General features: G+C 63.4%; 22 protein-coding genes, 2 pseudogenes and 1 riboswitch. Of the genes and pseudogenes, 15 read left to right on the top strand and 9 right to left on the bottom strand.

Features of this window, described 5'->3' with window-relative positions; translation table 11 throughout:
• Window positions 1-28 precede the first annotated feature (28 nt).
• From ACFQI8_RS15360 to ACFQI8_RS15410, 11 genes and pseudogenes are all read left to right on the top strand, one after another.
• The gene (locus ACFQI8_RS15360; protein WP_390246300.1) at window positions 29-1768 is read left to right on the top strand and encodes an ABC transporter substrate-binding protein; all 1740 of its coding nucleotides are present in this window, start codon (window positions 29-31) and stop codon (window positions 1766-1768) included.
• Window positions 1765-2796 (top strand): ABC transporter permease, encoded by a 1032-nt coding sequence (locus ACFQI8_RS15365; RefSeq protein ID WP_390246301.1) that lies wholly within the window; start codon window positions 1765-1767, stop codon window positions 2794-2796. Before ACFQI8_RS15360 ends, ACFQI8_RS15365 begins: the two co-directional genes overlap by 4 nt.
• Window positions 2793-3692 carry an ABC transporter permease gene (locus tag ACFQI8_RS15370; protein ID WP_390246303.1) on the top strand — a complete coding sequence of 300 codons (900 nt, stop codon included), beginning with the start codon at window positions 2793-2795 and terminating at the stop codon, window positions 3690-3692. The genes ACFQI8_RS15365 and ACFQI8_RS15370 overlap by 4 nt, the downstream gene beginning before the upstream one ends.
• Entirely contained in the window at window positions 3689-4801 is a 1113-nt protein-coding gene (locus ACFQI8_RS15375) for an ABC transporter ATP-binding protein (protein ID WP_390246305.1), read from the top strand. Before ACFQI8_RS15370 ends, ACFQI8_RS15375 begins: the two co-directional genes overlap by 4 nt.
• Window positions 4794-5867 (top strand): ABC transporter ATP-binding protein, encoded by a 1074-nt coding sequence (locus ACFQI8_RS15380; RefSeq protein WP_390246307.1) that lies wholly within the window; start codon window positions 4794-4796, stop codon window positions 5865-5867. Before ACFQI8_RS15375 ends, ACFQI8_RS15380 begins: the two co-directional genes overlap by 8 nt.
• Window positions 5864-6955: a DUF917 domain-containing protein gene (locus ACFQI8_RS15385; protein WP_390246309.1), complete on the top strand. Its 1092-nt coding sequence runs from the start codon at window positions 5864-5866 to the stop codon at window positions 6953-6955. Before ACFQI8_RS15380 ends, ACFQI8_RS15385 begins: the two co-directional genes overlap by 4 nt.
• Entirely contained in the window at window positions 6948-8492 is a 1545-nt protein-coding gene (locus ACFQI8_RS15390) for a hydantoinase/oxoprolinase N-terminal domain-containing protein (RefSeq protein ID WP_390246311.1), read from the top strand. Before ACFQI8_RS15385 ends, ACFQI8_RS15390 begins: the two co-directional genes overlap by 8 nt.
• Window positions 8492-9580, top strand: coding sequence for a DUF917 domain-containing protein (locus ACFQI8_RS15395; protein ID WP_390246313.1), 1089 nt, complete (start codon window positions 8492-8494; stop codon window positions 9578-9580). The genes ACFQI8_RS15390 and ACFQI8_RS15395 overlap by 1 nt, the downstream gene beginning before the upstream one ends.
• The gene (locus ACFQI8_RS15400; RefSeq protein ID WP_390246315.1) at window positions 9577-10692 is read left to right on the top strand and encodes a DUF917 domain-containing protein; all 1116 of its coding nucleotides are present in this window, start codon (window positions 9577-9579) and stop codon (window positions 10690-10692) included. The genes ACFQI8_RS15395 and ACFQI8_RS15400 overlap by 4 nt, the downstream gene beginning before the upstream one ends.
• 207 nt (window positions 10693-10899) lie before the next feature.
• Window positions 10900-11430 carry an Lrp/AsnC family transcriptional regulator gene (locus ACFQI8_RS15405; RefSeq protein ID WP_390246317.1) on the top strand — a complete coding sequence of 177 codons (531 nt, stop codon included), beginning with the start codon at window positions 10900-10902 and terminating at the stop codon, window positions 11428-11430.
• Between the two features lie 74 nt (window positions 11431-11504).
• Window positions 11505-11879 (top strand): annotated as a pseudogene (locus ACFQI8_RS15410) (helix-turn-helix domain-containing protein); the annotation flags it as partial.
• A gap of 199 nt (window positions 11880-12078) precedes the next feature.
• Here the strand turns inward: ACFQI8_RS15410 and ACFQI8_RS15415 are convergent.
• Window positions 12079-12300 (bottom strand): DUF8129 domain-containing protein, encoded by a 222-nt coding sequence (locus ACFQI8_RS15415; RefSeq protein WP_188979841.1) that lies wholly within the window; start codon window positions 12298-12300, stop codon window positions 12079-12081.
• 258 nt (window positions 12301-12558) lie between these two features.
• Here ACFQI8_RS15415 and ACFQI8_RS15420 point away from each other — a divergent pair, with 258 nt between their 5' ends.
• A complete protein-coding gene (locus ACFQI8_RS15420) occupies window positions 12559-13278 on the top strand; it encodes an SDR family NAD(P)-dependent oxidoreductase (RefSeq protein ID WP_390246318.1) in 720 nt (239 codons plus the stop codon).
• A gap of 143 nt (window positions 13279-13421) precedes the next feature.
• Window positions 13422-13859, top strand: a complete 438-nt coding sequence (locus tag ACFQI8_RS15425) for a universal stress protein (RefSeq protein ID WP_390246320.1) — start codon at window positions 13422-13424, stop codon at window positions 13857-13859.
• A 4-nt stretch (window positions 13860-13863) separates the two neighbouring features.
• Here the strand turns inward: ACFQI8_RS15425 and crcB (ACFQI8_RS15430) are convergent, their stop codons facing one another.
• From crcB (ACFQI8_RS15430) to ACFQI8_RS15445, 4 genes are all read right to left on the bottom strand, one after another.
• Window positions 13864-14226 (bottom strand): fluoride efflux transporter CrcB, encoded by a 363-nt coding sequence (gene crcB, locus ACFQI8_RS15430; RefSeq protein WP_390246322.1) that lies wholly within the window; start codon window positions 14224-14226, stop codon window positions 13864-13866.
• A complete protein-coding gene (gene crcB / locus ACFQI8_RS15435) occupies window positions 14226-14642 on the bottom strand; it encodes a fluoride efflux transporter CrcB (protein WP_390246324.1) in 417 nt (138 codons plus the stop codon). The genes crcB (ACFQI8_RS15430) and crcB (ACFQI8_RS15435) overlap by 1 nt, the downstream gene beginning before the upstream one ends.
• Window positions 14626-14694: riboswitch (Fluoride riboswitch) on the bottom strand. (Overlaps the previous gene by 17 nt.)
• 80 nt (window positions 14695-14774) lie before the next feature.
• Window positions 14775-15758 (bottom strand): sodium:calcium antiporter, encoded by a 984-nt coding sequence (locus ACFQI8_RS15440; RefSeq protein ID WP_390246326.1) that lies wholly within the window; start codon window positions 15756-15758, stop codon window positions 14775-14777.
• A 60-nt stretch (window positions 15759-15818) separates the two neighbouring features.
• Window positions 15819-16121, bottom strand: a complete 303-nt coding sequence (locus tag ACFQI8_RS15445) for an amphi-Trp domain-containing protein (RefSeq protein WP_390246328.1) — start codon at window positions 16119-16121, stop codon at window positions 15819-15821.
• Window positions 16122-16191: 70 nt separating this feature from the next.
• Between ACFQI8_RS15445 and ACFQI8_RS15450 the strand changes: the two genes are divergently transcribed.
• Window positions 16192-16485: a winged helix-turn-helix domain-containing protein gene (locus ACFQI8_RS15450; RefSeq protein ID WP_390246329.1), complete on the top strand. Its 294-nt coding sequence runs from the start codon at window positions 16192-16194 to the stop codon at window positions 16483-16485.
• 251 nt (window positions 16486-16736) lie between these two features.
• Here the strand turns inward: ACFQI8_RS15450 and ACFQI8_RS15455 are convergent, their stop codons facing one another.
• Both ACFQI8_RS15455 and ACFQI8_RS15460 read right to left on the bottom strand, forming a co-directional pair.
• The gene (locus ACFQI8_RS15455; protein ID WP_390246331.1) at window positions 16737-17969 is read right to left on the bottom strand and encodes an MFS transporter; all 1233 of its coding nucleotides are present in this window, start codon (window positions 17967-17969) and stop codon (window positions 16737-16739) included.
• Between the two features lie 70 nt (window positions 17970-18039).
• Window positions 18040-18873 (bottom strand): hypothetical protein, encoded by an 834-nt coding sequence (locus ACFQI8_RS15460; protein ID WP_390246333.1) that lies wholly within the window; start codon window positions 18871-18873, stop codon window positions 18040-18042.
• 102 nt (window positions 18874-18975) lie between these two features.
• On the opposite strand from ACFQI8_RS15460, the gene ACFQI8_RS15465 reads away from it, so the two are divergent.
• Window positions 18976-19365 carry a CopG family ribbon-helix-helix protein gene (locus ACFQI8_RS15465; protein ID WP_390246335.1) on the top strand — a complete coding sequence of 130 codons (390 nt, stop codon included), beginning with the start codon at window positions 18976-18978 and terminating at the stop codon, window positions 19363-19365.
• 271 nt (window positions 19366-19636) lie between these two features.
• Here the strand turns inward: ACFQI8_RS15465 and ACFQI8_RS15470 are convergent.
• Together ACFQI8_RS15470 and ACFQI8_RS15475 are read right to left on the bottom strand one after the other, a co-directional pair.
• A pseudogene (locus ACFQI8_RS15470) lies at window positions 19637-20792 on the bottom strand (hypothetical protein).
• Window positions 20793-21453: 661 nt separating this feature from the next.
• The gene (locus ACFQI8_RS15475) at window positions 21454-21945 is read right to left on the bottom strand and encodes a homing endonuclease associated repeat-containing protein (RefSeq protein WP_390246337.1); all 492 of its coding nucleotides are present in this window, start codon (window positions 21943-21945) and stop codon (window positions 21454-21456) included.
• Window positions 21946-22064: the final 119 nt, after the last annotated feature.

Genomic DNA, 22064 nt, shown 5'->3' on the forward strand with positions numbered 1-22064 from the left:
ATTGCAACTCTGTGAGAATGAGTAACGTATGTCGAGAAAAGACATCACACAGATGCGGTCGCAGGTGGGGTCGGAGTCGGTCCGCGCTCGGTTCGGAGACGCGGCGAGCCGGCGGAACTTCCTCAAGGCCCTCGGGACGGCCGGTATCGCCGGTCTCGCCGGCTGTTCCGGCGGTGGCGAGAGCTACGACGGCCAAGAACAGACCACGGCCTCGGGCGGCGACAGCGAGGAGACGGAGACAGAGTCGTCGTCCGGCGGCGACGGCGGCAGTTCGACGCTCCGCATGAGCGCGACCCAGCGCTTCGGGACCGTCGACCCCGCGAAGGGGACGGACTACACGCAGGTGCTCGCGTTGGTCAACCTCTACGACCCGCTCGTGTTCCCCGACACGGAGGGGAACCTACAGGGGCACCTCGCCGAGGACTGGACCGTCTCGGACGACAACCGGACCTACACGTTCACGCTCCGCGAGGGCGCAACGTTCCACAGCGGCAATCCCGTCACGGCGGAGGACGTGCAGTTCTCGGCCGAGCGCTTCCTCGATATCAATCAGGGCTACTCATCGCTCCTCGGGAACGTGCTCTCGAAGGAGAACGTGACCGTCGAGGACGAGCGGACGGTGTCGTTCACGCTCGACCGCGTCCACTCACCGTTCCTCGCGACGCTCGTGCTCCTGTTCGTCGTGGACAAACAGCTGGTCCTCGACAACGCCGCAGACGGCGACTTCGGCGACCGCGGCGACTACGGCCAGTCGTTCCTCAACGACAACGACGCCGGCTCCGGCCCGTACGAACTCGCGGGCTTCGAGCGGCAGGCGCAGATTTCGTTCAGCCGCTACGCCGACTACTGGGGGTCGTTCAAAGACGGCGCGTACGACAACGTCACCGTCCAAATCATCACGAACGACCCGACCGTCCGCTCGCTGATGAAGACGGGCGAACTCGACATGTCGAGCCAGTACCAAAGCGAGGAGACCTACGAGGCGCTCGCGGCCGAAGACGACGTCCGCGTCGAGTCGGTACCGACGGTGACGACGTTCTACTTCAAGATCAACACCCAGAAGGCCCCGACCGACGACCCCGCCGTCCGCGAGGCGATGGCTTACGGCTTCGACTACGAGACGGCGCGCAACGAAATCGCGCCGGGGTCGCTCCCCGCACAGGGCCCGCTCCCGTCGTCGTTCGGCGTCCACAACGACGACATCGTCCAGCCGACATACGACCCCGAAAAGGCGCGGCAGATTCTCGCCGACGCCGGCTACGAGGAGGGTGACATCACCGTCCAGAACACCTACGTGAAGGACTACGGCCTCGAAGAGAAGATGGGGCTTCTGTTCCAGCAGAACATGGACGAAATCGGCATCGACGTCGAACTGAACCCGCAGACGTGGGGGACGATGACCGAACTCGCCACGAGCGTCGAGGACACGCCGCACATCAATCAGGTGTTCTACGGGCCGGTGTACCCCTCGCCCGACACGGTGTTCTACAACCAGTACCACTCCGAGGCCGCCTCGACGTGGATGAGCATGGAACACCTCGAAGACGAGACGGTCGACTCCCTCATCGACGAGGCGCGCTCGACGGTCGACGCCGACGCCCGCGCCGAACTGTACGCAGAGGTACAGGAACGCATCGCGAACCAGTATCCCGACCTGTTCATCTTCACCCAGTCGAAGAAACACGCCTTCGCCGAGGACGTGAAGGGCTACACCTTCCGCCCGTCGATGAGCTTCGACTACTGGTTCCCCGACTTCTACCAAGAATGAAGTACTGGCAGTATCTCGTGCGCCGGCTCGCGGGCATCCTCGTGAGTCTCATCGGCCTGTCGGTAATCATCTTCACCACGTCACGAGTGCTCCCCGGGAACCCCGCGCGGATGGCTCTCGGCGCGCTCGCGTCGGAAGAACAGGTGCAGGCGCTCGCGGTCGAGATGGGCCTGAACAAACCGATTCCCCTCCAGTACCTCGACTACATGCGGGGCCTGCTGGTCGGCGACCTCGGCACGAGCCTCGAAACGAAGCGCGCGGTCAGCACCGACATCGTCTACTACCTGCCGGCGACGCTCGAACTCATCACCGTGTCGATGTTCCTCACCGTCGTCATCGGCATCCCGCTGGGCGTCATCGCCGCGCAGAACAAAGACGGCCTCGCCGACAACGCGACGCGGCTCGTCGCGTTCTTCAGCGTGAGCGTGCCCGGCTTCTTCATCGCAATCATGTTCCAGCTGATATTCGGCTACCTGCTCGAATGGCTCCCCATCACGGGGCGGCTCGGCTCGGAGTTCGGGTCTGGCGTCTCGCGGTTCACGGGCTTCCTGCTCGTGGACACCCTGCTGTCGGGGAACCTCGCGGCCCACGTCGACGCGTGGGCGCACATCATCCTCCCGGCGCTCGCGCTCTCGCTCGCCGGCATCGGACAGGTGATGCGCATCACCCGGTCGAGCATGATTGACGTGAAAGACCAGGACTACGTCGAGGCCGAACGCGGCTTCGGCCTCCCCTCGTGGCTCGTGACGTACAAGTACACGCTCAAGAACGCGTTCATCCCGACGCTCACGATTCTGGGGCTCCTGTACGCCTCGCTTCTGGGGAACGCGTTCCTCATCGAACTCGTCTACTCGTGGCCCGGACTGGCGTCCTACGGCGTCACCGCGGTGCTGAACAACGACTTCAACGCCGTCGTCGGCGTCACGATGACCATCGGCGTCGCGTTCGTGAGCATCAACTTCCTCGTCGACGTGCTACTGGGGCGCGTCGACCCGCGCATTAGACTGGCGATGGAGGGGTCGACATGAGCGCCGAGTCAGCGAGCGTCCTCGACCGGGTCGTCTCGGCCGAGCGCCGCGAACTCTGGCAACGGTCGTGGAAGCGCTTTACGAGCAGGCCGATGAGCGTCGTCGGCCTCGGCATCATCGTCGCCATCGTCCTGCTCGCCGTCTTCGCGCCCGTCGTCGCGCCGTATCCCGAACACGCCGGGAAGTTCACCGACTTCTCGAACACGCTCCAGCCGCCGAGCCTCGACCACCCGCTGGGGACCGACCACGTCGGCCGCGACGTGCTCTCGCGCATCCTCTTCGGCTACCGGCTGTCGCTCATGCTCGTGGGCGTCGTCCTCGGCTTCGGCGTCCCCGTGGGCGTGCTACTCGGCCTCGTCGCCGGCTACTACGGCGGCTGGGTCGAGACGATTATCATGCGGGCGACCGACACGGCGCTCGCCTTACCGCCGCTCGTGATGGCGTTGGCAATCACGTCGGCCTTGGAGCCGACGCTGACGAACGCGATGATAGCCATCGCGGCGCTGTGGTGGACGTGGCACGCCCGCCTCGTCCAGAGCATCGTCGCCAGCGAGCGAAGCGAGGAGTACGTGCAGGCCGCGAAGCTCGCCGGCGCGAGCACGCCGCACATCCTCTTTCGGGAGATTCTCCCGAACACGCTGTCTCCGATTCTGGTCAAAGTGACCCTCGACGCGGGCTTCGTCATCCTCATCGGCGCGGGCCTGTCGTTCATCGGCGTCGGCGTCCAGCCGCCCCAGCCCGGCCTCGGGACGATGGTCAGCCAAGGGACCTCCTACCTGCCCGACTCGTGGTGGGTGAGCGTCTTCTCCGGGCTCGCCATCTTCGTCCTCGTGATGGGGTTCAACATGCTCGGCGACGGCCTGCGTGACCTCTTCGACGTTGAGGTGAACCGATGAGACTCGACGAGCCGGTCGCCGAGAACCCGCTTTTGACCGTCGAAGACCTCGAAGTCGGCTTCGAGTCGTTCGACGGCCTCGCGGAGGTCATCGACGGCGTCAACCTCTCTATCGGGAAAGGCGAGGTCGTCACCATCGCCGGCGAGACCGGCTGTGGGAAGTCGGTGACGATGAAGTCCATTCTCCGCCTCCTGAATCAGCCGCCCGCCCGCGTCAGCGGCGAAATAACGTTCGACGGGACGGAACTGCTGTCGCTTTCGGACCGCGAGTTCGAGCGCGTCAAGGGCCAGCGGATGAGCCTCGTCTTCCAGGACCCGATGTCGAGTCTGAACCCGACGTTCACCATCGGCGAACAGCTCACCGACACCGCGCAGTTCGGCGGCGACAGCGACACGGGCGTCGTGGAGTTCTTCCGCCGCCGCTTCAGCGGCGAACGCGACGAGGCGCGCGAACGCGTCTTGGAGATGCTCCGCGAGGTCCAGATGCCGGACCCCGAGAACATCATGGACTCGTATCCCACCCAACTGTCCGGCGGGATGCGCCAGCGCGCGCTCATCGCGCAGGCCCTGCTGAACGAGCCAGACCTGCTCATCGCCGACGAAATCGGCACCGCGCTGGACGTGACGATTCACGACCAGATTCTCGACCTGCTGAAGGACCTCATCGAGAACCACGACCTGAGCGTCCTGATGATCACCCACAACCTCGGTGTCGCCCGACAGGTGAGCGACCGTGTGTACGTCATGTATGGCGGCCGCATCGTCGAGACCGCGCCGACAGACGAGCTGTTCGAGAACCCGAAACACCCCTACACACAGGGCCTTATCGCGTCGATTCCGCGCCTGACGGGCGGCGAGATGGCGACCGGTATCGACGGCTCGATTCCCGAGTACCTCGACCCGCCGCCGGGCTGTCGGTTCGCGCCGCGGTGTCCCTACGCCACCGCCGAGTGCGAAGAGGCCCGCCCGGAGATGTACGAGCGCGGCCCGCAGACCGGCGTCGAGTGCGTCCTCTACGACGAGGCCGTCCCGGCGTCCGAACGGCCGACCGTCGAGGAGACCCGGAGCCACATGACCCGGCGACCGAGCAAGCAGACGGGGGGTGACTGACGTGTCCGAACCCCTGCTCGAAGTCGACGACCTCGAGAAGTACTTCCCCGTCAAAAGCGGCATCATCAAGCGCACGTCCGACCACGTGAAAGCGGTCGACGGCGTCTCGTTCGACATCGCTCGCGGGGAGACCCTCGCGCTCATCGGCGAGTCCGGCTCCGGAAAGAGTACCGTCGCGCGGACGATTATCGGCCTGACCGGCGCGACCGGCGGGACGGTCAGGTTCGACGGCGAGGACATCACCAACGCGACCGACGAGCAACTGGCTCGCCTCCGGTCGCGCGTCCAGATGGTGTTTCAGGACCCCACGTCGAGCCTGAACCCCCGGCGGACCATCGGCAAGTCGCTCGCGGTCCCGCTAAAGGCCCGCGGCGTGGCGACGTCAGACCTCCGGGAGCGCGTGGTCGAACTGCTCGAACGCGTCGAGTTGAACGACGAGTACTGGAACAAGTACCCCCACGAGCTCTCGGGCGGGCAGAAACAGCGGGTGAACATCGCCCGCGCGCTCGCCGTCGAGCCGGAACTACTCTTGCTCGACGAGCCGACGAGCGCCCTCGACGTGAGCGTGCAGGCGAAGATTATCACGCTCCTCGAGGAGTTACAGGCGGAGTTCGGCCTCACCTACCTGTTTATCACCCACGACCTCTCTCTGGTCCGCAACTTCGCCGACGAGACGGCCGTGATGTACCTCGGCGAGATTCAGGAACGCGGCCCCACGGAGGAGGTCTTCCAGCGACCGCGACACCCCTACTCCCGGGCGCTCCTCTCGGCGATTCCGGTCACGACCGACGAGGAAGAGGCGTACAAGCCGCGGCACGAACCGCTCCGGGGCGAAATCCCCAGCCCGCGGGACGTGCCCACGGGCTGTCGGTTCCACACGCGGTGTCCCTACGCGACGGACGCGTGTTCGGCCGACGAACCGCAGTTCGTCGCGGTCGACGCCGGCCCCAGCGTCCGGTGTCACATCTACGACGAGGCGTACGCCGACGCGTTCGACGACGTGCCCGAGGTGGCCGTCGCGGCGGTCGCCGACGAGACAGTCGCATCGAACACCAACGAGCCATGAAGATAACCACAGACAACATCGACGACTTCGCCACCGGCGCGACCGTCCTCGGGACGGGCGGCGGCGGCGACCCCTACATCGGGAAGCTGATGGCACAGCAGGCTATCGAAGAGCACGGTCCCGTCGACCTCATCGACCCGCGGGACGTGCCCGACGACGCGCTCGTCATCCCGAGCGCGATGCTCGGCGCGCCGACCGTGATGGTCGAGAAGATGCCGAAGGGAACCGAGGCGCGCTCCGCCTTCGAGGCGCTCGAAACGCACCTCGGACAGGAGGCCTACGCGACGATGAGCATCGAGGCTGGCGGGCTGAACAGCACCGTCCCCATCGCCGTCGCCGCCGCGCTCGGGCTTCCCCTCGTGGACGCCGACGGCATGGGCCGGGCGTTCCCCGAGGTGCAGATGGTGACGCTCACGATGGGCGGCGTCAGCGCCACCCCGATGAGCATCGCCGACGAGAAGGGTAACTCGCTTCTCGTGAACACCGTCAGCAACGAGTACGCCGAGGCGTTCGCCCGCGTGACGAGCATCGAGATGGGCGGCGCGTGCATGATCGGCACCTACGCGCTCTCCGGCGCAGAGGTCCGCGAGCACGCGATTCTCGACTCGATGTCCCTCGCCCACGACATCGGCGAGGCGATTCGCACCGCCAAGCACCGCTCGCGGGACCCCGTCGAGGCGGTCCTCGACCTCACGGACGGCTACGAGCTGTTCGCGGGGAAGCTAACCGACGTGGAGCGCCGGACCGAAGGCGGCTTCGCGGTCGGCGAGGCGACGCTCGACGGCATCGACGACTGCGAGGGCCGGACGTTCACCCTCGACTTCCAGAACGAGAACCTCGTCGCCCGCGACTCAGAACGCGGCGTCGTGGCGAGCACCCCCGACCTGATTACGGTCGTGGACGCCGAGACGGGCGACCCCGTCACCACCGAGCGACTCGCCTACGGCCACCGGGTGCGGGTCATCGGCATGCCGTGTTCGCCGAAGTGGCGGACCGACGAGGGACTCGACCTCGTCGGGCCGGGGTACTTCGACTACAGCATCGACTACGAACCAATCGAAACTCTCCAGCAACCCAAACATGACTGACTACCGAATCGGAATCGACGTCGGCGGCACCAACACGGACGCCGTCGTCATGGACGGCGACGACAACCTCCTCGCGAAGACGAAGACCCCCACGACCGAAGACATCACGTCGGGCATCCTCAGCGCCCTCGACGTGGTCCTCGGCGACAGCGGCGTCTCCGAGGACGAACTCGACTACGTGATGCTCGGCACGACCCACGCGACGAACGCCATCGCGGAGCGGCGCGGCCTCAACGAGGTCGGCGTCATCCGCATCGGCGCGCCCGCGACCCAGAGCATCCGCCCGCTCTTGGAGTGGCCCGACGACCTCGCCGAGGCAATCGGCGACAACGTCGCCATCCTCGACGGCGGCCACGAGTTCGACGGCCGCCTCCTCAACGACCTCGACGAGGAGCAGGTCAGAGCCCAGATTCGCGAGTTCGCCGACGTGGACGCCTTCGCCGTGACGAGCGTCTTCTCGCCCGTCCGCGACGACCACGAGACGCGGGTCGCCGAACTCGTCCGCGAGGAGGTCGGCGACGACGTGCCCATCTCCGTCTCGAACGAAATCGGGAGCGTCGGCCTGCTCGAACGCGAGAACGCGACGACGCTCAACGCCGCGCTCACGAGCGTCGCCTCGGAGGCCGCGAACGCCTTCGTCGAGGCGATGGACGAACGCGGCATCGACGCGAACCTCTACTTCGGCCAGAACGACGGGACGCTGATGAGCGTCGACTACGCCATCCGTTACCCCATCTTCACCGTCGCCAGCGGCCCCTCGAACTCGGTCCGCGGCGCGGCGTACCTTTCTGCGGTCGAAAACGGCATCATCGTCGACGTCGGCGGCACGACGACTGACGTGGGCGCGGTCACCGAGGGCTTCCCTCGTGAGAGCAGTGTCGCCGTCGAAATCGGCGAGGTGAAAACCAACTTCCGTATGCCCGACATCATCGCCATCGGCATCGGCGGCGGCTCCATCGTCTCGACCGACGACGGCGTCACCGTCGGCCCTCAGAGCGTCGGCTACAAGCTGACCGAAGAGGCGAGGTGTTTCGGCGGCGAGACGCTGACCGCGACCGACCTCGAAGTCGCCGCGGGCACCATCGACATCGGCTCCGAGACGCCGGCCGTCGACGGTGAAATCGTCGAGGCCGCCCGCGAGTACGTCAGAGAGCGCGTCGAGCGCGAGGTCGACCGCATGAAGACGAGCGCCGAGCCCGTCCCCGTGGTCATCGTCGGCGGCGGGAGCATCCTCGTCCCCGACGACATCGCGGGCGCGAGCGAGGTCCACAAGCCCGACCACTACGAGGTCGCGAACGCCGTCGGCGTCGCCATCGCACAGGTCTCCGGCGAGGTCGACCGCATCTACAGCCTCGACGAGATGGACCGCGAAGAGGCCATCCAGCACGCGAAAGACGAGGCCACCGACAACGCGCTCGCGGCCGGCGCGGACCCCGACAGCGTGGACATCGTCGACGTCGAGGAGGTCCCGCTTTCGTACCTGCCCGGCAACGCGGTGCGAATCAAGGTGAAGGCTGCCGGGGCGCTCGACCACTGATGACGGTCGAAATCGGCGTCGAGGAGATAGCGGACGTCGCGCTCGGGGCGACCGTCCTCGGCACGGGCGGCGGGGGCGACCCCCACGTCGGCAAACTCGTCGCGAAGCAGGCCATCGAGGAGTTCGGCCCCGTCGAACTCCTCCCCCCGGACGAACTGGATGCGGACGACTTCGTCGTCCCGACCGCCCAGATGGGCGCGCCGACCGTCTCGGTCGAGAAGCTCCCGAGCGGGCGGGAGGCCGTCACCTCGATGGAGCGCATCGAGCGCGAACGCGGGAAAACCGCCGACGCGACGATGCCGATAGAGTGCGGCGGCATCAACTCCACGTTTCCCTTCGCCGTCGCGGCCCGCCGCGGGCTTCCCGTGGTCGACGCCGACGGCATGGGCCGGGCGTTCCCCGAACTCCAACACGAGACGTTCAACATCTACGGCGTCAGCGGGACGCCCGCGGCCGTCAGCGACGAGCGGGGAAGCACCTGCCTCATCGAGACGGACGACAACGACCAGTTAGAGTGGCTGGCCCGCGGCGTCACGGTCAGGATGGGCGGCGTCGCCTACGTCTCCGACTACCCGATGACCGGAGCGCAGGTCAAAGAGACGGCCATCCCCGGCACGATGTCGCTCGCCCGCGACCTCGGCCGCGCGCTCCGACTCGCCGAGGACGATGCGATGAGCGCCATCCGCGAGGTGACTCGCGAGTCGATTTACGGCGAGGCGCGGTCGCTGTTCGAGGGGAAAATCGTGGACGTACAGCGCCGCACCGAACGCGGTTTCGTCTTCGGCCACGTCGACATCGACGGCCTCGACGCCGACGAGGGGTCGGCGATGCGCATCGAGTTCCAAAACGAGAACCTCGGCGCGACCGTCGACGGGAGCTACGTGGCGACCGTCCCCGACCTCATCACCGTCCTCGACCGCGAGACGGGCGGCCCGATTCCGACCGAAAGCCTCCGGTACGGCGCGCGAGTCCGCGTGCTCGGCATCCGGACGCCCGAGATAATGCGGACGCCCGCCGCGCTCGACGTGTGGGGGCCGCAGTCGTTCGGCCTCGACGCGACCTACGAACCACTCGCGGACCACCCATGAGTTTCGACATCCCACACCTGACGGAGATAACGCTCGACGACCTCGAAACGCTCGGCACCGGCGCGGGCATCCTCGGCACCGGCGGCGGCGGCAACCCCCGCCTCGGTCGCCTGCGCCTGCAGACGCTCCTCGAAGACGACGCCTACCCCGACTCGGTCGAACTGGTCGACCCGCGGGACCTCCCCGCGGACGCCACCGTGGCGAGCGTCGGCGGGATGGGCGCACCCACCATCAGCGTCGAGAAGTTCGCCGGCGGCGACGAAGAGATACAGTCGCTTCGCGCCATCGAGGACCTCTCCGGCGAGACGGTCGACGCGCTCATCCCCGGCGAAATCGGCGGCGCGAACAGCATGGCCCCGCTGTGCGTGGCGGCGATGACCGACCTCCCCGTGGTCGACGCCGACGGCATGGGCCGGGCGTTCCCCGAACTCCAGATGGACACGTTCTTCATCTACGGGACGCCCGTGAACTACGCGGCGACGACCGACGAGCGCGGCAATCAGGTCGTCTACCGGGACATCGACTCGGCCAAGCGCCTCGAAGACCTCGCGCGGGCCATCACCGTCCAGATGGGCGGACGCTCGGGCTACGCCTTCCCGCTCATGACCGGGGAGTTCGTCTCGGAGTTCGCGGTTCCCCACACCGTCTCGCTCGCCACCGAACTCGGGCGGGCGGTCGAACGCGCCCGCGACGCCGGCACCGACCCCGTCGACGCCGGCCGGGAACTCCTCGGCGGCGAGGAACTGTTCGCCGGGAAAATCGTGGACGTACATCGTCGCAACCGCGACGGCTTCGCCCTCGGGAGCGTCACGCTCACGGGGTTGACGGCGGACGCGACCCTCGAAATCGAGTTCCAAAACGAGTTCCTCGTCGCGCGGGACGACGACGGCGAGCTTCTCACGACGGTCCCCGACCTCATCTGCCTCGTCGACACCGACACCGGCGCGCCGGTGATGACTGATGCCCTGCGGTACGGCCAGCGCGTCCGCGTCCTCGGCGTGCCCGCGCCCGAACTGCTCACGACGCCCGAGGCGCTCGACGTCATCGGCCCCGAAGCGTTCGGGTACGACGTCTCCTACGACCCGCTTCCGCGGGACGAGACGGGGTGGTGACGACGCGGTCGCCGCGGTCCCACCGCTGTCCTAACCGCTGAATCGCCCTCGAAGCCTCGTTTCGCGCGGCGTCCCGCGACCGGACCAACTCGTACCACCACCCAGTCCCCGACGCGTGAACTAGCCAATTCGACACAACTCATGTGTCGTTTTGATTCAGTTACGGCACCAGCAGTTTCAAATCGAACCCCACGAATACATCCGACCATGGAAAACCCCGACCTCACATCCGCCGACGCGCCGCCCGACCCGAACACGCCGGAGGCCGTCCTCGAAAACTACCTCGACGAGCACGACTACGAGATATTTCGCGCGCTCAACGAGAACGGCCGTATCTCCGACACCGAACTCGCCGAGCGCGTCGGCCTCTCCCGGACCGCCGTCCGTCGCCGGCGCGAGAAACTTCAAGAGAGCGACGTGCTCGAAATCCTCGCGGTCATCGTCCTCCAGGAGGCCGACCTCGCCGACGCGCAGATACTCGTCTCGTTCGACCAGCACGTCTCGTCCGACGTTCGAACCGAGTTCATCACGATGCTCATCGACGAGGGACTCGTCTACAACGCGAGTTCCTGTCTCGGCGAGTACGACCTCGTCTTCAGCGCGTGGCACACCGACCTGAACGCGCTGAAAGAGTACGTCTGGGACCTCTTCGACGGCGAGGAAATCGTCGACGACTACACCATCATCCCGCTTCTGAAGACGTGGAAAGCGTGGGACAAAGAGCTGGACCGTCCCTGAATCGAGGGGTCGGGCCGCCCCCACTCAGCGGAGACCCCAGCACGTTAACTCGCCGGCCGGCGTGACACCACACAATGGCTATCACAACGGAGTTCATTCTTCGCTCGTCCTCGCTGCCGCTGGTCAGCATTCCGACCGCGCTACGGCCGGACGAGGTCGAGTGCGTTCACGCACTCTGTCTACAGCCGGACGTGCAGATATTCACCGTGCAGTTCGAGCGGGAAGACGGCGTCACTAAGGCGGACCTCCTGACGCGCGACGAGATTGTCGCGGCCGACGCAATCGGAGAGACCGCCGACAAGGACGTCTACAAGCTCACCGTCGAACTGGCGGAGTCGGTCTCGAAGGCGTTCGAGCCGGACTTCGGGGGCGCACAGCTCGAACCGACGGTCGTCACCGCCGACGGCTGGCACGAGACGAAAGTGTTCAAGGAGTACGAGGGGTTCAACTGAAGCGGTAGCGCGGAGTCCCCTTCCTCAACTGAAGCGGTAGCGCGGAGTCCCCTTCCTCAAATCGAGGGACATAACTGAACTCGCGAGGCCGCTGCTGGCCGCCCCGCGCCCATTCAGGGGCCGGATAAACGGGATACTCTCAGTATTAACCAACAAACGGTGTTAGATGGCCCCGGTTGTTGGTTAAGCGAGATGGCTACTTCTCTTCCTCACGCAACTCTTCTGCTTTCCACTGGAGGCGACGCAGAATCTGCGTCCGGTTCTGGTGCGTGTTCTCGTAGGCAACACACTCCCGGAGTGTCTCCATATCGGGGATCGTCGCGATCCCGGCCTTGATCAGTCGATAGTTCGGTGCTTCGAGGCGCTTTTCGGGGGGGAATTCGTCGTCACCCCCGTCGTTGTCTGCGGATTTCTCCATCGCTATCGCCCTCCACCCTTCACGGGCGAGAAAGACAGAAGAGACGACTACCGCACTATTACAGCGTCAGGCCATCGCGTCCTGGAATCGCTCGCGAAGCGCATCCTCACGCTCCTCGAATTGGTCGACCTTCTCCTGCAGATCATCGCTGACGCGCTCGATGCTCGCGAGCGCCTGTTCGTTGACGAGCTGGTCTTCGTAACCCTATGTCGGATATATTGTCACCACGATTTTCACGATAGGACGTGTATGAGTCGTATGACCCAAACAGTAGTCATCGCGGGCGTCGGTCCGGGACTCGGCGCATCGCTCGCTCGAAAGTTCGCAGCCGAGGGCTGTCAGGTCGCACTCTTCGCTCGCTCGGCGGACTACATCGAGGAACTCGCTGAGGAGCTGCCGGAACCCGGCGAGGGGCTCGCCGTCCAGACCGATCTCACCGGCGTCGAGCAGATTCAGGACGGGTTCGCGGCGGTCCGAGAGGCATTCGGGACGGTCGACGTTCTCGTGAACCACGCGAGCGCCGCCTCCTGGAAGGGACTAATGGACGTGAGCGTCGAGGAGTTCGAACAGGCGTGGGCAGTCAATGGGCGAGGCGCGTTCGTCTGCTCACAGGAGGCCGTCAGCGATATGCTAGAGAACGGTGGCGGGACAGTCATCTTCACCGGCGCGACCTCCGCGGTGCGGAGCCTCGGCGGCGCGATCGGATTCACGGCCGCGAAGTTCGCCGCCCGCGGGATGGCGATGGATATCGCCCAGGAGTTCGGCCCCGAGGGGGTTCATGTCGCCCACGTCGTCATCGACGGGCAGATCGACACGCCGGGCGTCCACGACCGGTTCCCCGACCGCGAGGACGAGACGTTCCTCGACCCCGACGAGATGGCCGAGACGTACTGGCACCTCGTCGAACAGGATGATGTCAGCACCCAGCCGTTCGAGGTTCATATCACGAACGGCCCGCAGAATTCGGAATTCATCTGACTGCGTTTGGAGCGGAGCCCTCTATCGGCTGTGTACTCTACTTGTGTGCCGACTTGCTGGCCTGACCTTCCCTTTCGATTCGGATTGTGCGTCACGTAGACCAAGTGGGTGAATTCATACTTCTGTCGAGAGAACCACTACGTATGTACGAACACATCTTGATTCCGACTGACGGAAGCGACGGGGCCCGCAAAGCGATCCGGGAAGCCGTTGAGCTGGCTGACCTCACGGATGCAACTGTCCACGGACTCTACGTCATCGATACTCGTGATTATAATACGCTCCCCGAGTCGAAGTGGCTGTCACTGCAAGACGAGTTCGAATCAGCGGGTGAGACTGCGACGGCGGTCGTGCAGTCAGAAGCGGACGCCCGCGACGTAGACGCTGTAACGGGCATCACCCGAGGCGTCCCGCACGAGGAGATCCTCCAGTACACCGAGGATAACGACATCGACCTGGTCGTGATGGGGACACACGGTCGGTCCGGATTCAATCGATTCCTCCTCGGAAGCGTCACGGAGAAAGTACTTCGACAGTCTCCAGTCCCGGTTCACGTCGTTCGAATCAACGAAGACGACTAATCCCCTAGGTGACGAGTTGTGCGACTCCCCACGCGAGTCCAAGTGCAAGCCCCGCTCCAATGAGGTTTCCGACGGCATTCACCGTTGCTCGACTCCGTTCACCGGTCTCCCAGAGACGGACCGTCTCGAAGGAAAACGACGAGAACGTCGTGAACGACCCGCACGCTCCCGTTCCGAGGAGGAGCATCAGCGAGTTATTCAGTGAGACGAACGTGAACAGCCCCAACGCGAAACTCCCGATGACGTTGACCGTGATGGTTCCGAGCGGGAACTCCTCGATGTCGACTTGTTGACTGACGAACGTCCGAAGGAGTGCGCCGAGTGCCCCACCGGTTCCGACGATGTGTGCCGGATCGAGTTCGACCACTACGACCACCTCTGATCAACGCGGCGTGCCAGTGACCGACCGACCAGGACGCCGGTGAAGCCGAGTGCGTAGTTCGCAATGACGTTCAGAATCAACCAGACCGGGGCGGCTTGCGCCGACTGTAGGGCGAACGTGCTGTACGTGGTGAACGACGAGAGGAACCCGGTTGAGACGACTGCCCGCGTCTCGTTCGCAAGGACTCCGGAGTAGATCGTCTCGTACAGGATGAATCCCAGTGCGAAACTCCCGAGCGCGTTCACGAGGAGCGTTCCCTGCAGTCCGGGGAGGAGCGACCCGGTGAAATACCGGAGGTTCGAGCCGGCGAAGCCTCCGATTGCGATCAATGCGACCGATTCTAGTCGAACGAGTGGGTGTGCTTCTTTCGTTGACATAGCTCTCACGGGAAAAGGAGTCATCAGCCGACGAACTCGGCGGTTGGCTCAGGCGGACTCCATCGCCTGTTCTACCAGTACAGCCTTTCGCTCGTTACTTATGCCCTCTGAAATCGAACACGGTCTTCGAACCCCCGAACGTGGGTTGAGTTCGTTTTACAGGAAATTCACCGCCCAGTAGAGCCCATACGTGACGAGGAGTCCTGCGCCAATCGGGCGGGACACTACCCCGCGATACAGGACGAGCATAACAACGCCGAGTACGACCAGGAAAAACGGGTACTGCACCGTCCAGACCGAAGACGAAACGGTGAGTGGGTGGACGAGCGCGAGGATGCCCGCGTTCGCCGTGACGAAGAAGATCATGCTTCCGACGACGTTACCCGCGGCGACGGCGGGGGTCCCGTCTCGAACGGGTTCGACGGTGAGGAAGATTTCTTCGAGACTGGCGATGAAGCTCAGCACCGTCGCACCGAACGCGAGCTGTGCGATGCCCGTGAACGCAAGGAGTCCTTTCGTTCCCTGCACGGCGAGTTCGGAGCCGACGGTCATGCCGATAACGGTGAGGATGAGGATGCCGAGCCGGACGAACGGGCTGTACTCCTCCTCGCCTGCGGCGGCTTCCTCGATCTCTTCTTCGAGTTCGTCCTCGGGTTCGAGGTAGTGTTCGGAACGGGTTTTCTCCCAGTGATACAGCAGGTAGACCGCCGGGACGAACGCGATGGTGAGGATCGCGCCGTCGAACCGACTGAGCACGCCGTCAACGCTCAACACCAGGAGTAGTCCGGGAGAGACGGCCGTGAGCGCGAGATACCGTGGTGGAATATCGATCTCGAAGGGGACGATGACGCCACCGAGACCGAGTGCCATACATAGGATGAAGACGGCTTCACCGAAGACCGTCCCGAGGCCGACGTCCGGGAGGCTCCCGACGACGGCGGCCGCGCCCAGAAGCACGTTTTCGAGGTCTGTTCCGGCGAGCACGACCGTGAGAATGAACGAAGAGACACCGAGCCCGACCGCGGTGGTAGCGACGTGCTCGACGAACTCCTCAATGCTGAAGACGACGATGACGATGCCGATGAGAAAGACGATCGCGGAGAGCAGGGGGGACGCGGTGATCGTCCCGAGCAGGCTCATCGGCTGATCACCGGTTGGTGCGCGAACGACTGCGAGGTGCGAACCCGGGTCATAGAACAGTCAGGAGACGTCCGGAGCGGGGTCGTCGTGTGCGCCGCGAAGTTCGAGTTCGATTTCGAGTTCCCGATCGCCGTGTCCGAGGAATTCGACCTCGACTTCGACTGGCTCATCGAACCTGAAGGGAAGTTCCCAGTCCTCAGTGGACAGCGTGAGTTCCGTGCCGTCGCGGAGTTGTTCACCGAGCTGGATGAGGAACTCACCGGCTTGCTCCTTGCTCAGGTAGAACTCCTGTTCGAAGACGCCGTCCGTGATGACATCCCGAGTGTCCGGTTCAGATGTCTCGTCTTCGGGGATTTCAACCACGTGTGAGCCACCTGTGCAGGCGTACTGAGGCGATACAAATAAGAATTCTTAGGAAGATTATCCACGATAAATGAATCCGTTAGAACTCCTCGGCTCAAAAGCTCGGCTCTCCATCTTCCGGGCGCTCTCCCGCCGCGATATGTACGTCTCGGAACTCATGGAGGAAGTCGGGATGGATGGGAAAACGGCGACCCATCATCTGGAGGTGCTCGAGGAGGCGGGTATCGTTACCGCTCGGATGGAAGGTCGTCGGAAGTACTACACACTCATCCGGGAAGTCGACCTCACCGTGTCCCCCTCTCCGAGGCGGGAATTCCGTATTCAATTCCCTGCCGTTCCCGAGCAATCTGGGGACAGTACGTAGTCTCCAAGTGATTCGTCTGAGTGAGGGATTCTACATCGGCACACAGTCAGTTCTTCATCTGGATGACGATGTGTATGACCGTAGGCTGGCTATCTCGGCGGTAGTCCATTACCGATAGGTGCGCTGTATCCAGCAAAGTGTATCTAACAACTGTTAGGTGGGATTCGCCCGAAACGACGGATTGCTCTGATACTCCCTATCAGTCGCGCAGTCCGCGAGTGATGTATCCTGTTATGTAATTTCGTTCCCGTTCATTGCGAAGCCCCATTTTCTTCAGGTGAGACGCTCTGTTCGAACACGAGCAGGCCGCCGGCAAGGAGTGCTGCGACGAGTATGAGCGTTGGCCAGAGGTACCGTTGTGCTCCTGCGTCGAAGAACAGTCCGCCGACGAACGCGCCAACTCCCTGGCCAACACGCATCGCTACTTCAATCAACGAGAGCTGTGACCCTCGTTCGATTTTCGGTGCGATCCCGCTGCCGAGTGCAGTCATGAACGGCGAGTGAAGAATCTCACCGATCGTTCGTAGGAAGAGGAACGCGCCGACGAGTCCGACACCAAGCCGTGCCGCCAGGCCGCCGTTGGCCGCGAGAAAGACTGCGACGTAGCTGATGGCCCAAAATCCCGCCGATAGGACGAGCGTCCGGGTTCGTCGCCAGCGTGCCGCATAGTCAGCCAGCGGCAACTGGAAGAGGACGACGACGACCGGATTGATCACGTACAGCGTCCCCAGTGCTGCGGACGACAGGCCGAGCATCTCCGTGGCGACGACGGGAACGGTCGCCTGCATCTGGACGTACAGCGTCGCAAACAGGAGATTCAAGACCGCAAGGGCGACGATTCGACGGCGGGTAATGGCACGTCCCCAGGCGCTCACGGACTCGCGCAGTCGGACGTCGCGCGTGCCACCGTGGACGCGTGGCAAGAAGGCGACGAGCACGAGCGCGAACAGTCCGGCTGTGAGGCCGTCGAGGACGAAGACGAGGACGTGCTGGACAGCGTAGAGGAGCCCGCCGGCGACGAATCCGGTTCCGAAGCCGGCGTTCCGGGCGACTTTCAGCAGTGCGAACGCGCGGTCACGGTCAGCGGACTCGACGATTTCGGCGATATACGCCTGACCAGCTGGCCCATAGAGTCCGAGTGTGAGGCCGGCTATCGCGGAGACGAGGATGAATGCGGGGCCGGTGGTGACGAGGGCGTACGCGGCAAGTGTCGGGGCTGAAAGCCCCATACTCGCAACCATGACGGGTTTCCGCCCGTACCGATCAGCGGTGTAGCCGCCGACGACGGTGCCGGCCGCCAGGCCGAGGTTGTTTGCGAGCAATCCGACGCCGACGACCGAGAGGGGGATTCCGACGACCAGATGAAAGTAGACCGTGGCGAACGGATAGACGACTCCGCTGCCGAACTGGTCGAAGAAGCGGCCAGCGGCAACGAGGTACACTGATCGTGGAAACCCACGCACGTACCGGGAGAGTGCAGACATTACGTTGAATCGATACTCAACTGAACGTTAATATCGGTGGTCCATCTCCTGAGACGGCTCGGCTAGTGGATTAGTACAGTCCCGTTATGAATCCAAGCCCCATGAGGATGAGCACGGCTGCAGAGAACACGGGGAGGTACGGCGTGTACTGTTCGACTCGCTCCTCGTAGTGTGTATACCCGGCTACTAACAGCATCGTCAAGCCGACGATACCGACAATCACCGTGATCGCGTACGCGCTCATCAGTTCGAGACAGTAGTTCGACCCGGCACACAGGCCGATGATTTCGAACTCCTCTTCGTGGGCGAATCCGAGGACGAACGCGAACCACGCGATTCCGAGGAGCCCACGGTTCGCCGCCTCGTCGAAGTCGTCGCCCGCGTGGTCGTGCGAGTGTCCTCCTCCGGTGACCAGTCCCTTGAGTCGGGCGAGTATCCCTGGACTCGTCTCTTCGTGGTCGTCGTGCCCGTGGTGATCGTGACTGTGGTCGTCGTGGGTGTGCTCGTGGCCGTGGTCCTGCGACGTCGCATCGTTATCGTGCGAGTGCTCGTCACCATGCGAATGACCGAAGTACTCCCTGATTCCGAGGAGGATGAGCAGGACTCCGGCGACGAGACTGACCGGGCCACCAATCTGGACGCCTTCGAAGAGAGTGATCGGTTCGTTGATCTGGGTGAGACTGAAGTAGGATTTCGCGTAGAAGAACACTCCCACCATCGCCAGGCTACTGATGAGGTGGCCGACACCGATGATCAGGCTGGAGGCGAAGCCGTAGAGCCACTTGTTGGTCTGGTCGAGCGCGTACGCCGCAGCGACAGGCCACCCATGCCCGGGTTCGACGCCGTGGACAGCGTCGAGTACGACCGCCCCGATCAAGAGGCCCAACGCATCGGTATGTAACATCCGTATCCAACGGAAGGGAACTACGATGAATAGCGGTTGTTATGACCGACACGGGGGAGGCGTAATAACGCCCAATAAGTGGGGCCCAACTCAAGTGCATGTATGCGAACGAGCCTCAACATCCCACAGGAAGTACTGGAGGAATTCGACGAAACGTGGGAGTCCCAAGGTTTGGAGTCGCGTTCGCGGGCCGTTCGAGAGGCCATACAGGAGTACGTCGAACGGCACGTGACACTGGAGGATGTCGAAGGGGAGGTCGTGGCGATGGTCGTCTTCGACTACGAACACACACTCGTTATTGGTGATCTCCACGACATCCAGCACGAGTTCCAAGACGTCATCGAGACAATGACTCATACCCACCAGGGCGAGTGGTGTCTGGAGAGTGTGTTCTGTCGAGGTGAGGCTGCTCGCATCCGTGAACTCACGTATCGTCTCCGCGACTTCGATGCAGTCGGCCGCGCGAACGTCGTCTTCCTCCAAGCTGAGTGAGTCTGGCCACACGGATCTCCCTTGTAGACGTAGACGCCGCCGATGACAGTCAAGGGCTCGACAGGCTATTCAAAGAACTTGACCGAGGCACCAGGCTCTAACTCTTCTAAAGTCTCTATATCCCCCTGATGTGGCTCTCGCATGTCGAGAGTCGATTATGCTCAATAGACGTGGTCTCTGGGTGCGCCCCTACTCAGTTACTACTGTAAGCAGTGGATTCCAGTCGTTGGAACGGGAATAACACACTTGGCGATTCTCCCTCCAGCTGCTCTTAGCCCATCGCCTCTTGGAATCGCTCGCGAAGCGCATCTTCACGCTCCTCGAATTGGTCGACCTTCTCCTGTAGATCATCGCTGACGCGCTCGATGCTCGCGAGCGCCCGCTCGCCGGCGAGCGACGCCTGCGACCCGTCGTCGCCGCCTGCCTCCAGCTGCTCCTCGTAGGCCCTTCGACGCGTTCGATGGTGCCCTCCGGGTTGAACAGGATGTCGTTGGCCGTGCGGACGTAGCCGGCCAGCGACGCACCCTCCTTGCCCTGGAAGAAGTGCGTGAGCGCGTAGGTCGCGTCGGAATGGAGCGTCGACATATCTATTGCGACAGGGGTGGCCGCGTTGGCCCCGCATCGCTCGCAGCGCGGTCGGCGAGGTAGTCCGGGAAGCCCAGCAGGCTGTAGAACTCCGTGACGGTGAACGGGAGCTCGGAGAAATCGAGGTCGATGTCTTGGGCATCCCGAATGAACTCGAAGAGGTCGTCGGCGACGAGTTCGACCTGTGCGAGGAGCTCCTCCCACCAGGTCCGGAAGTTTCGCACGTCGCCGACGTGCTTGATGACCTCCTTGTCGGTGAGCGAGCGCATCGTGTTCGAGCAGTAGCCATCTTGAGCGAAGCCCTCCACGTAGACGGCGTGCTCACCGAAGAAGTCGTACCCCGAGGTGACGCCCATCGTGATCGGGTCCGACCGGCCGGGGAGGCGCACCTCGAGGCCGTCGAACATGATGTCCATATGGATCTCGCCGCCGCCCCGGTAGCGCCGAATCTCGCCGAACATCACATCGCCCAGCGGCGTCCCGTCGATGGTCTCCTCGCGAAGAACCTCCTCCAGCGGCCCGTAGACGTCGACCGGATTGATGATCGCGTACGAGTCAGTCGGGATATGGAATAATGACTCCGCTTCGTCGTCTCCGTCTGCTTCTGCTTGCAGCCGCGACGGCTCGACGATTGCATTGAACCGCTCTGTTTCAACCCACTCGCCGCTGATTGGGTTGCGATACGCGACTGCCGTGTCGACTGCCTGCGGGAGGTTTCGAATCGCCTCACTGAAGCTGATTGGCTCAGGACCACCGTGTTGCTCGGCGTACTACTCGGGTAGTTCAGTCTCGGTTCGCCCATCGAGGCCTGCGAAGACCGTAGCTTCCTCTGGGTCTTTCATAGCATCCTCCGAAGGCGCAAAGCGTTCTGCTCTGCGCCTCCACCCATCGAGGCGCAAAAAACGACGCTACGACTGTCGACACTCGTGAGTTTGGATTCGCTCTGGAAGCCCGACTTTTCCACAGAGCGGACACTCGACGAGTGGTGTCGGCGGGAGATTCTCCCACGCAGCAAGGGCTCCTCGGAGATGGGCTTTCGTCTCCGCCGACTCGGCGCTTGTGAGGGCACTGGTGAGGTGCCAGCGGAGTCGTTCTCTGTTCGTGAAATCGTCTGTATCGGGCGTCGGGATAGACTCGTCTATCTCTCGCATTTGACTCACGAGGGGTTACCCCTCATCCCCTTGTAGGAGGAGAGTAGCACCCTCCGGCCCACCTCGTTCTGGTGGCTGTGTGGCGTCGACAACCGTATCCAATCGCTGTGGGGCGACGGCCTCCCAGATGAGATGATGTTTCGAACAGACCGTCACGAGATTCGAGACCTGGTTTGCCTCCTCGTGGTCAAACTGCCCGTCGGGCCCGACGAAGAACTTCCGCGGAACCAAATGGTGAACAGAGATATCTTTCCCAACCTGCTCTTGATGATCCGCTTGAGTCATCGCACACCATGGCGTTTGGCACTGGTAGTCATCGCGTTCTAACGCTCGTTGTCGCTGTTCTGGCCAGTTAGGCCCGTACGGAACCGCCGAACGCTCTTGATAGGACTGCGGTTGGGAGAAGCCAGCCAGCTTCTGTGAGTACCTCTTCCCATCCACCAAATCGTTCGAGATACGTGCACTTGTGAAACTCTCCGACCCGATTCATTTCCCCGCTCGATGGTGGGCGACCGAACTCATCCGCAAGGCGGTCAATCTCATCCAACAGGTCTTGATCGGTGAGTCGGAATTTCCGATTCGGAGCGTAGCCAGCCTCAAGAAGCGCTTCGTTCCAGCTCCCGAACTTGTTCTGACAGACGCGCTGTGAGTACTCCCCGTGCTCGATCATTTCCCTCGCTGTGGGTGGCTTTCCCAGCTTGGCGCCGACCCGTCGAATATCGTCGAGAATCAGGTCAGTATCAGTTACGAGTTGGTCGCGGCGATGAACGGCTGTTACGTGGCCGCCCAGTTCGTTGGAGGTTGCAAATGACTCGCCACAGTAGTCACAGATATGTTCTGTCATGGCTTCGTCACCTCCCTCCGCGGTTCCCCCGTAATCCGTTATAAACTCTCGACCTCGTACTCAACTCCTGTTCCCAGTAGAGTTCGTGGAGGAGCGATTCGTCTCGCCAGGGGTACTCT

The sequence above is a fragment of the Haloferax chudinovii genome, assembly GCF_042663345.1.
GTDB classification, from domain to species: Archaea; Halobacteriota; Halobacteria; order Halobacteriales; family Haloferacaceae; genus Haloferax; species Haloferax chudinovii.

What these genes read in the sequence shown, in the direction of transcription:
- ACFQI8_RS15360 (WP_390246300.1), top strand. Translation starts at nt 29, where the DNA reads ATGTCGAGAAAAGACATCACACAGATGCGGTCGCAGGTGGGGTCGGAG.
- ACFQI8_RS15365 (WP_390246301.1), top strand. Translation starts at nt 1,765, where the DNA reads ATGAAGTACTGGCAGTATCTCGTGCGCCGGCTCGCGGGCATCCTCGTG.
- ACFQI8_RS15370 (WP_390246303.1), top strand. Translation starts at nt 2,793, where the DNA reads ATGAGCGCCGAGTCAGCGAGCGTCCTCGACCGGGTCGTCTCGGCCGAG.
- ACFQI8_RS15375 (WP_390246305.1), top strand. Translation starts at nt 3,689, where the DNA reads ATGAGACTCGACGAGCCGGTCGCCGAGAACCCGCTTTTGACCGTCGAA.
- ACFQI8_RS15385 (WP_390246309.1), top strand. Translation starts at nt 5,864, where the DNA reads ATGAAGATAACCACAGACAACATCGACGACTTCGCCACCGGCGCGACC.
- ACFQI8_RS15390 (WP_390246311.1), top strand. Translation starts at nt 6,948, where the DNA reads ATGACTGACTACCGAATCGGAATCGACGTCGGCGGCACCAACACGGAC.
- ACFQI8_RS15395 (WP_390246313.1), top strand. Translation starts at nt 8,492, where the DNA reads ATGACGGTCGAAATCGGCGTCGAGGAGATAGCGGACGTCGCGCTCGGG.
- ACFQI8_RS15400 (WP_390246315.1), top strand. Translation starts at nt 9,577, where the DNA reads ATGAGTTTCGACATCCCACACCTGACGGAGATAACGCTCGACGACCTC.
- ACFQI8_RS15405 (WP_390246317.1), top strand. Translation starts at nt 10,900, where the DNA reads ATGGAAAACCCCGACCTCACATCCGCCGACGCGCCGCCCGACCCGAAC.
- ACFQI8_RS15415 (WP_188979841.1), bottom strand. Translation starts at nt 12,300, where the DNA reads ATGGAGAAATCCGCAGACAACGACGGGGGTGACGACGAATTCCCCCCC.
- ACFQI8_RS15420 (WP_390246318.1), top strand. Translation starts at nt 12,559, where the DNA reads ATGACCCAAACAGTAGTCATCGCGGGCGTCGGTCCGGGACTCGGCGCA.
- ACFQI8_RS15425 (WP_390246320.1), top strand. Translation starts at nt 13,422, where the DNA reads ATGTACGAACACATCTTGATTCCGACTGACGGAAGCGACGGGGCCCGC.
- crcB (WP_390246324.1), bottom strand. Translation starts at nt 14,642, where the DNA reads ATGACTCCTTTTCCCGTGAGAGCTATGTCAACGAAAGAAGCACACCCA.
- ACFQI8_RS15440 (WP_390246326.1), bottom strand. Translation starts at nt 15,758, where the DNA reads ATGAGCCTGCTCGGGACGATCACCGCGTCCCCCCTGCTCTCCGCGATC.
- ACFQI8_RS15450 (WP_390246329.1), top strand. Translation starts at nt 16,192, where the DNA reads ATGAATCCGTTAGAACTCCTCGGCTCAAAAGCTCGGCTCTCCATCTTC.
- ACFQI8_RS15455 (WP_390246331.1), bottom strand. Translation starts at nt 17,969, where the DNA reads ATGTCTGCACTCTCCCGGTACGTGCGTGGGTTTCCACGATCAGTGTAC.
- ACFQI8_RS15460 (WP_390246333.1), bottom strand. Translation starts at nt 18,873, where the DNA reads ATGTTACATACCGATGCGTTGGGCCTCTTGATCGGGGCGGTCGTACTC.
- ACFQI8_RS15465 (WP_390246335.1), top strand. Translation starts at nt 18,976, where the DNA reads ATGCGAACGAGCCTCAACATCCCACAGGAAGTACTGGAGGAATTCGAC.
- ACFQI8_RS15475 (WP_390246337.1), bottom strand. Translation starts at nt 21,945, where the DNA reads ATGACAGAACATATCTGTGACTACTGTGGCGAGTCATTTGCAACCTCC.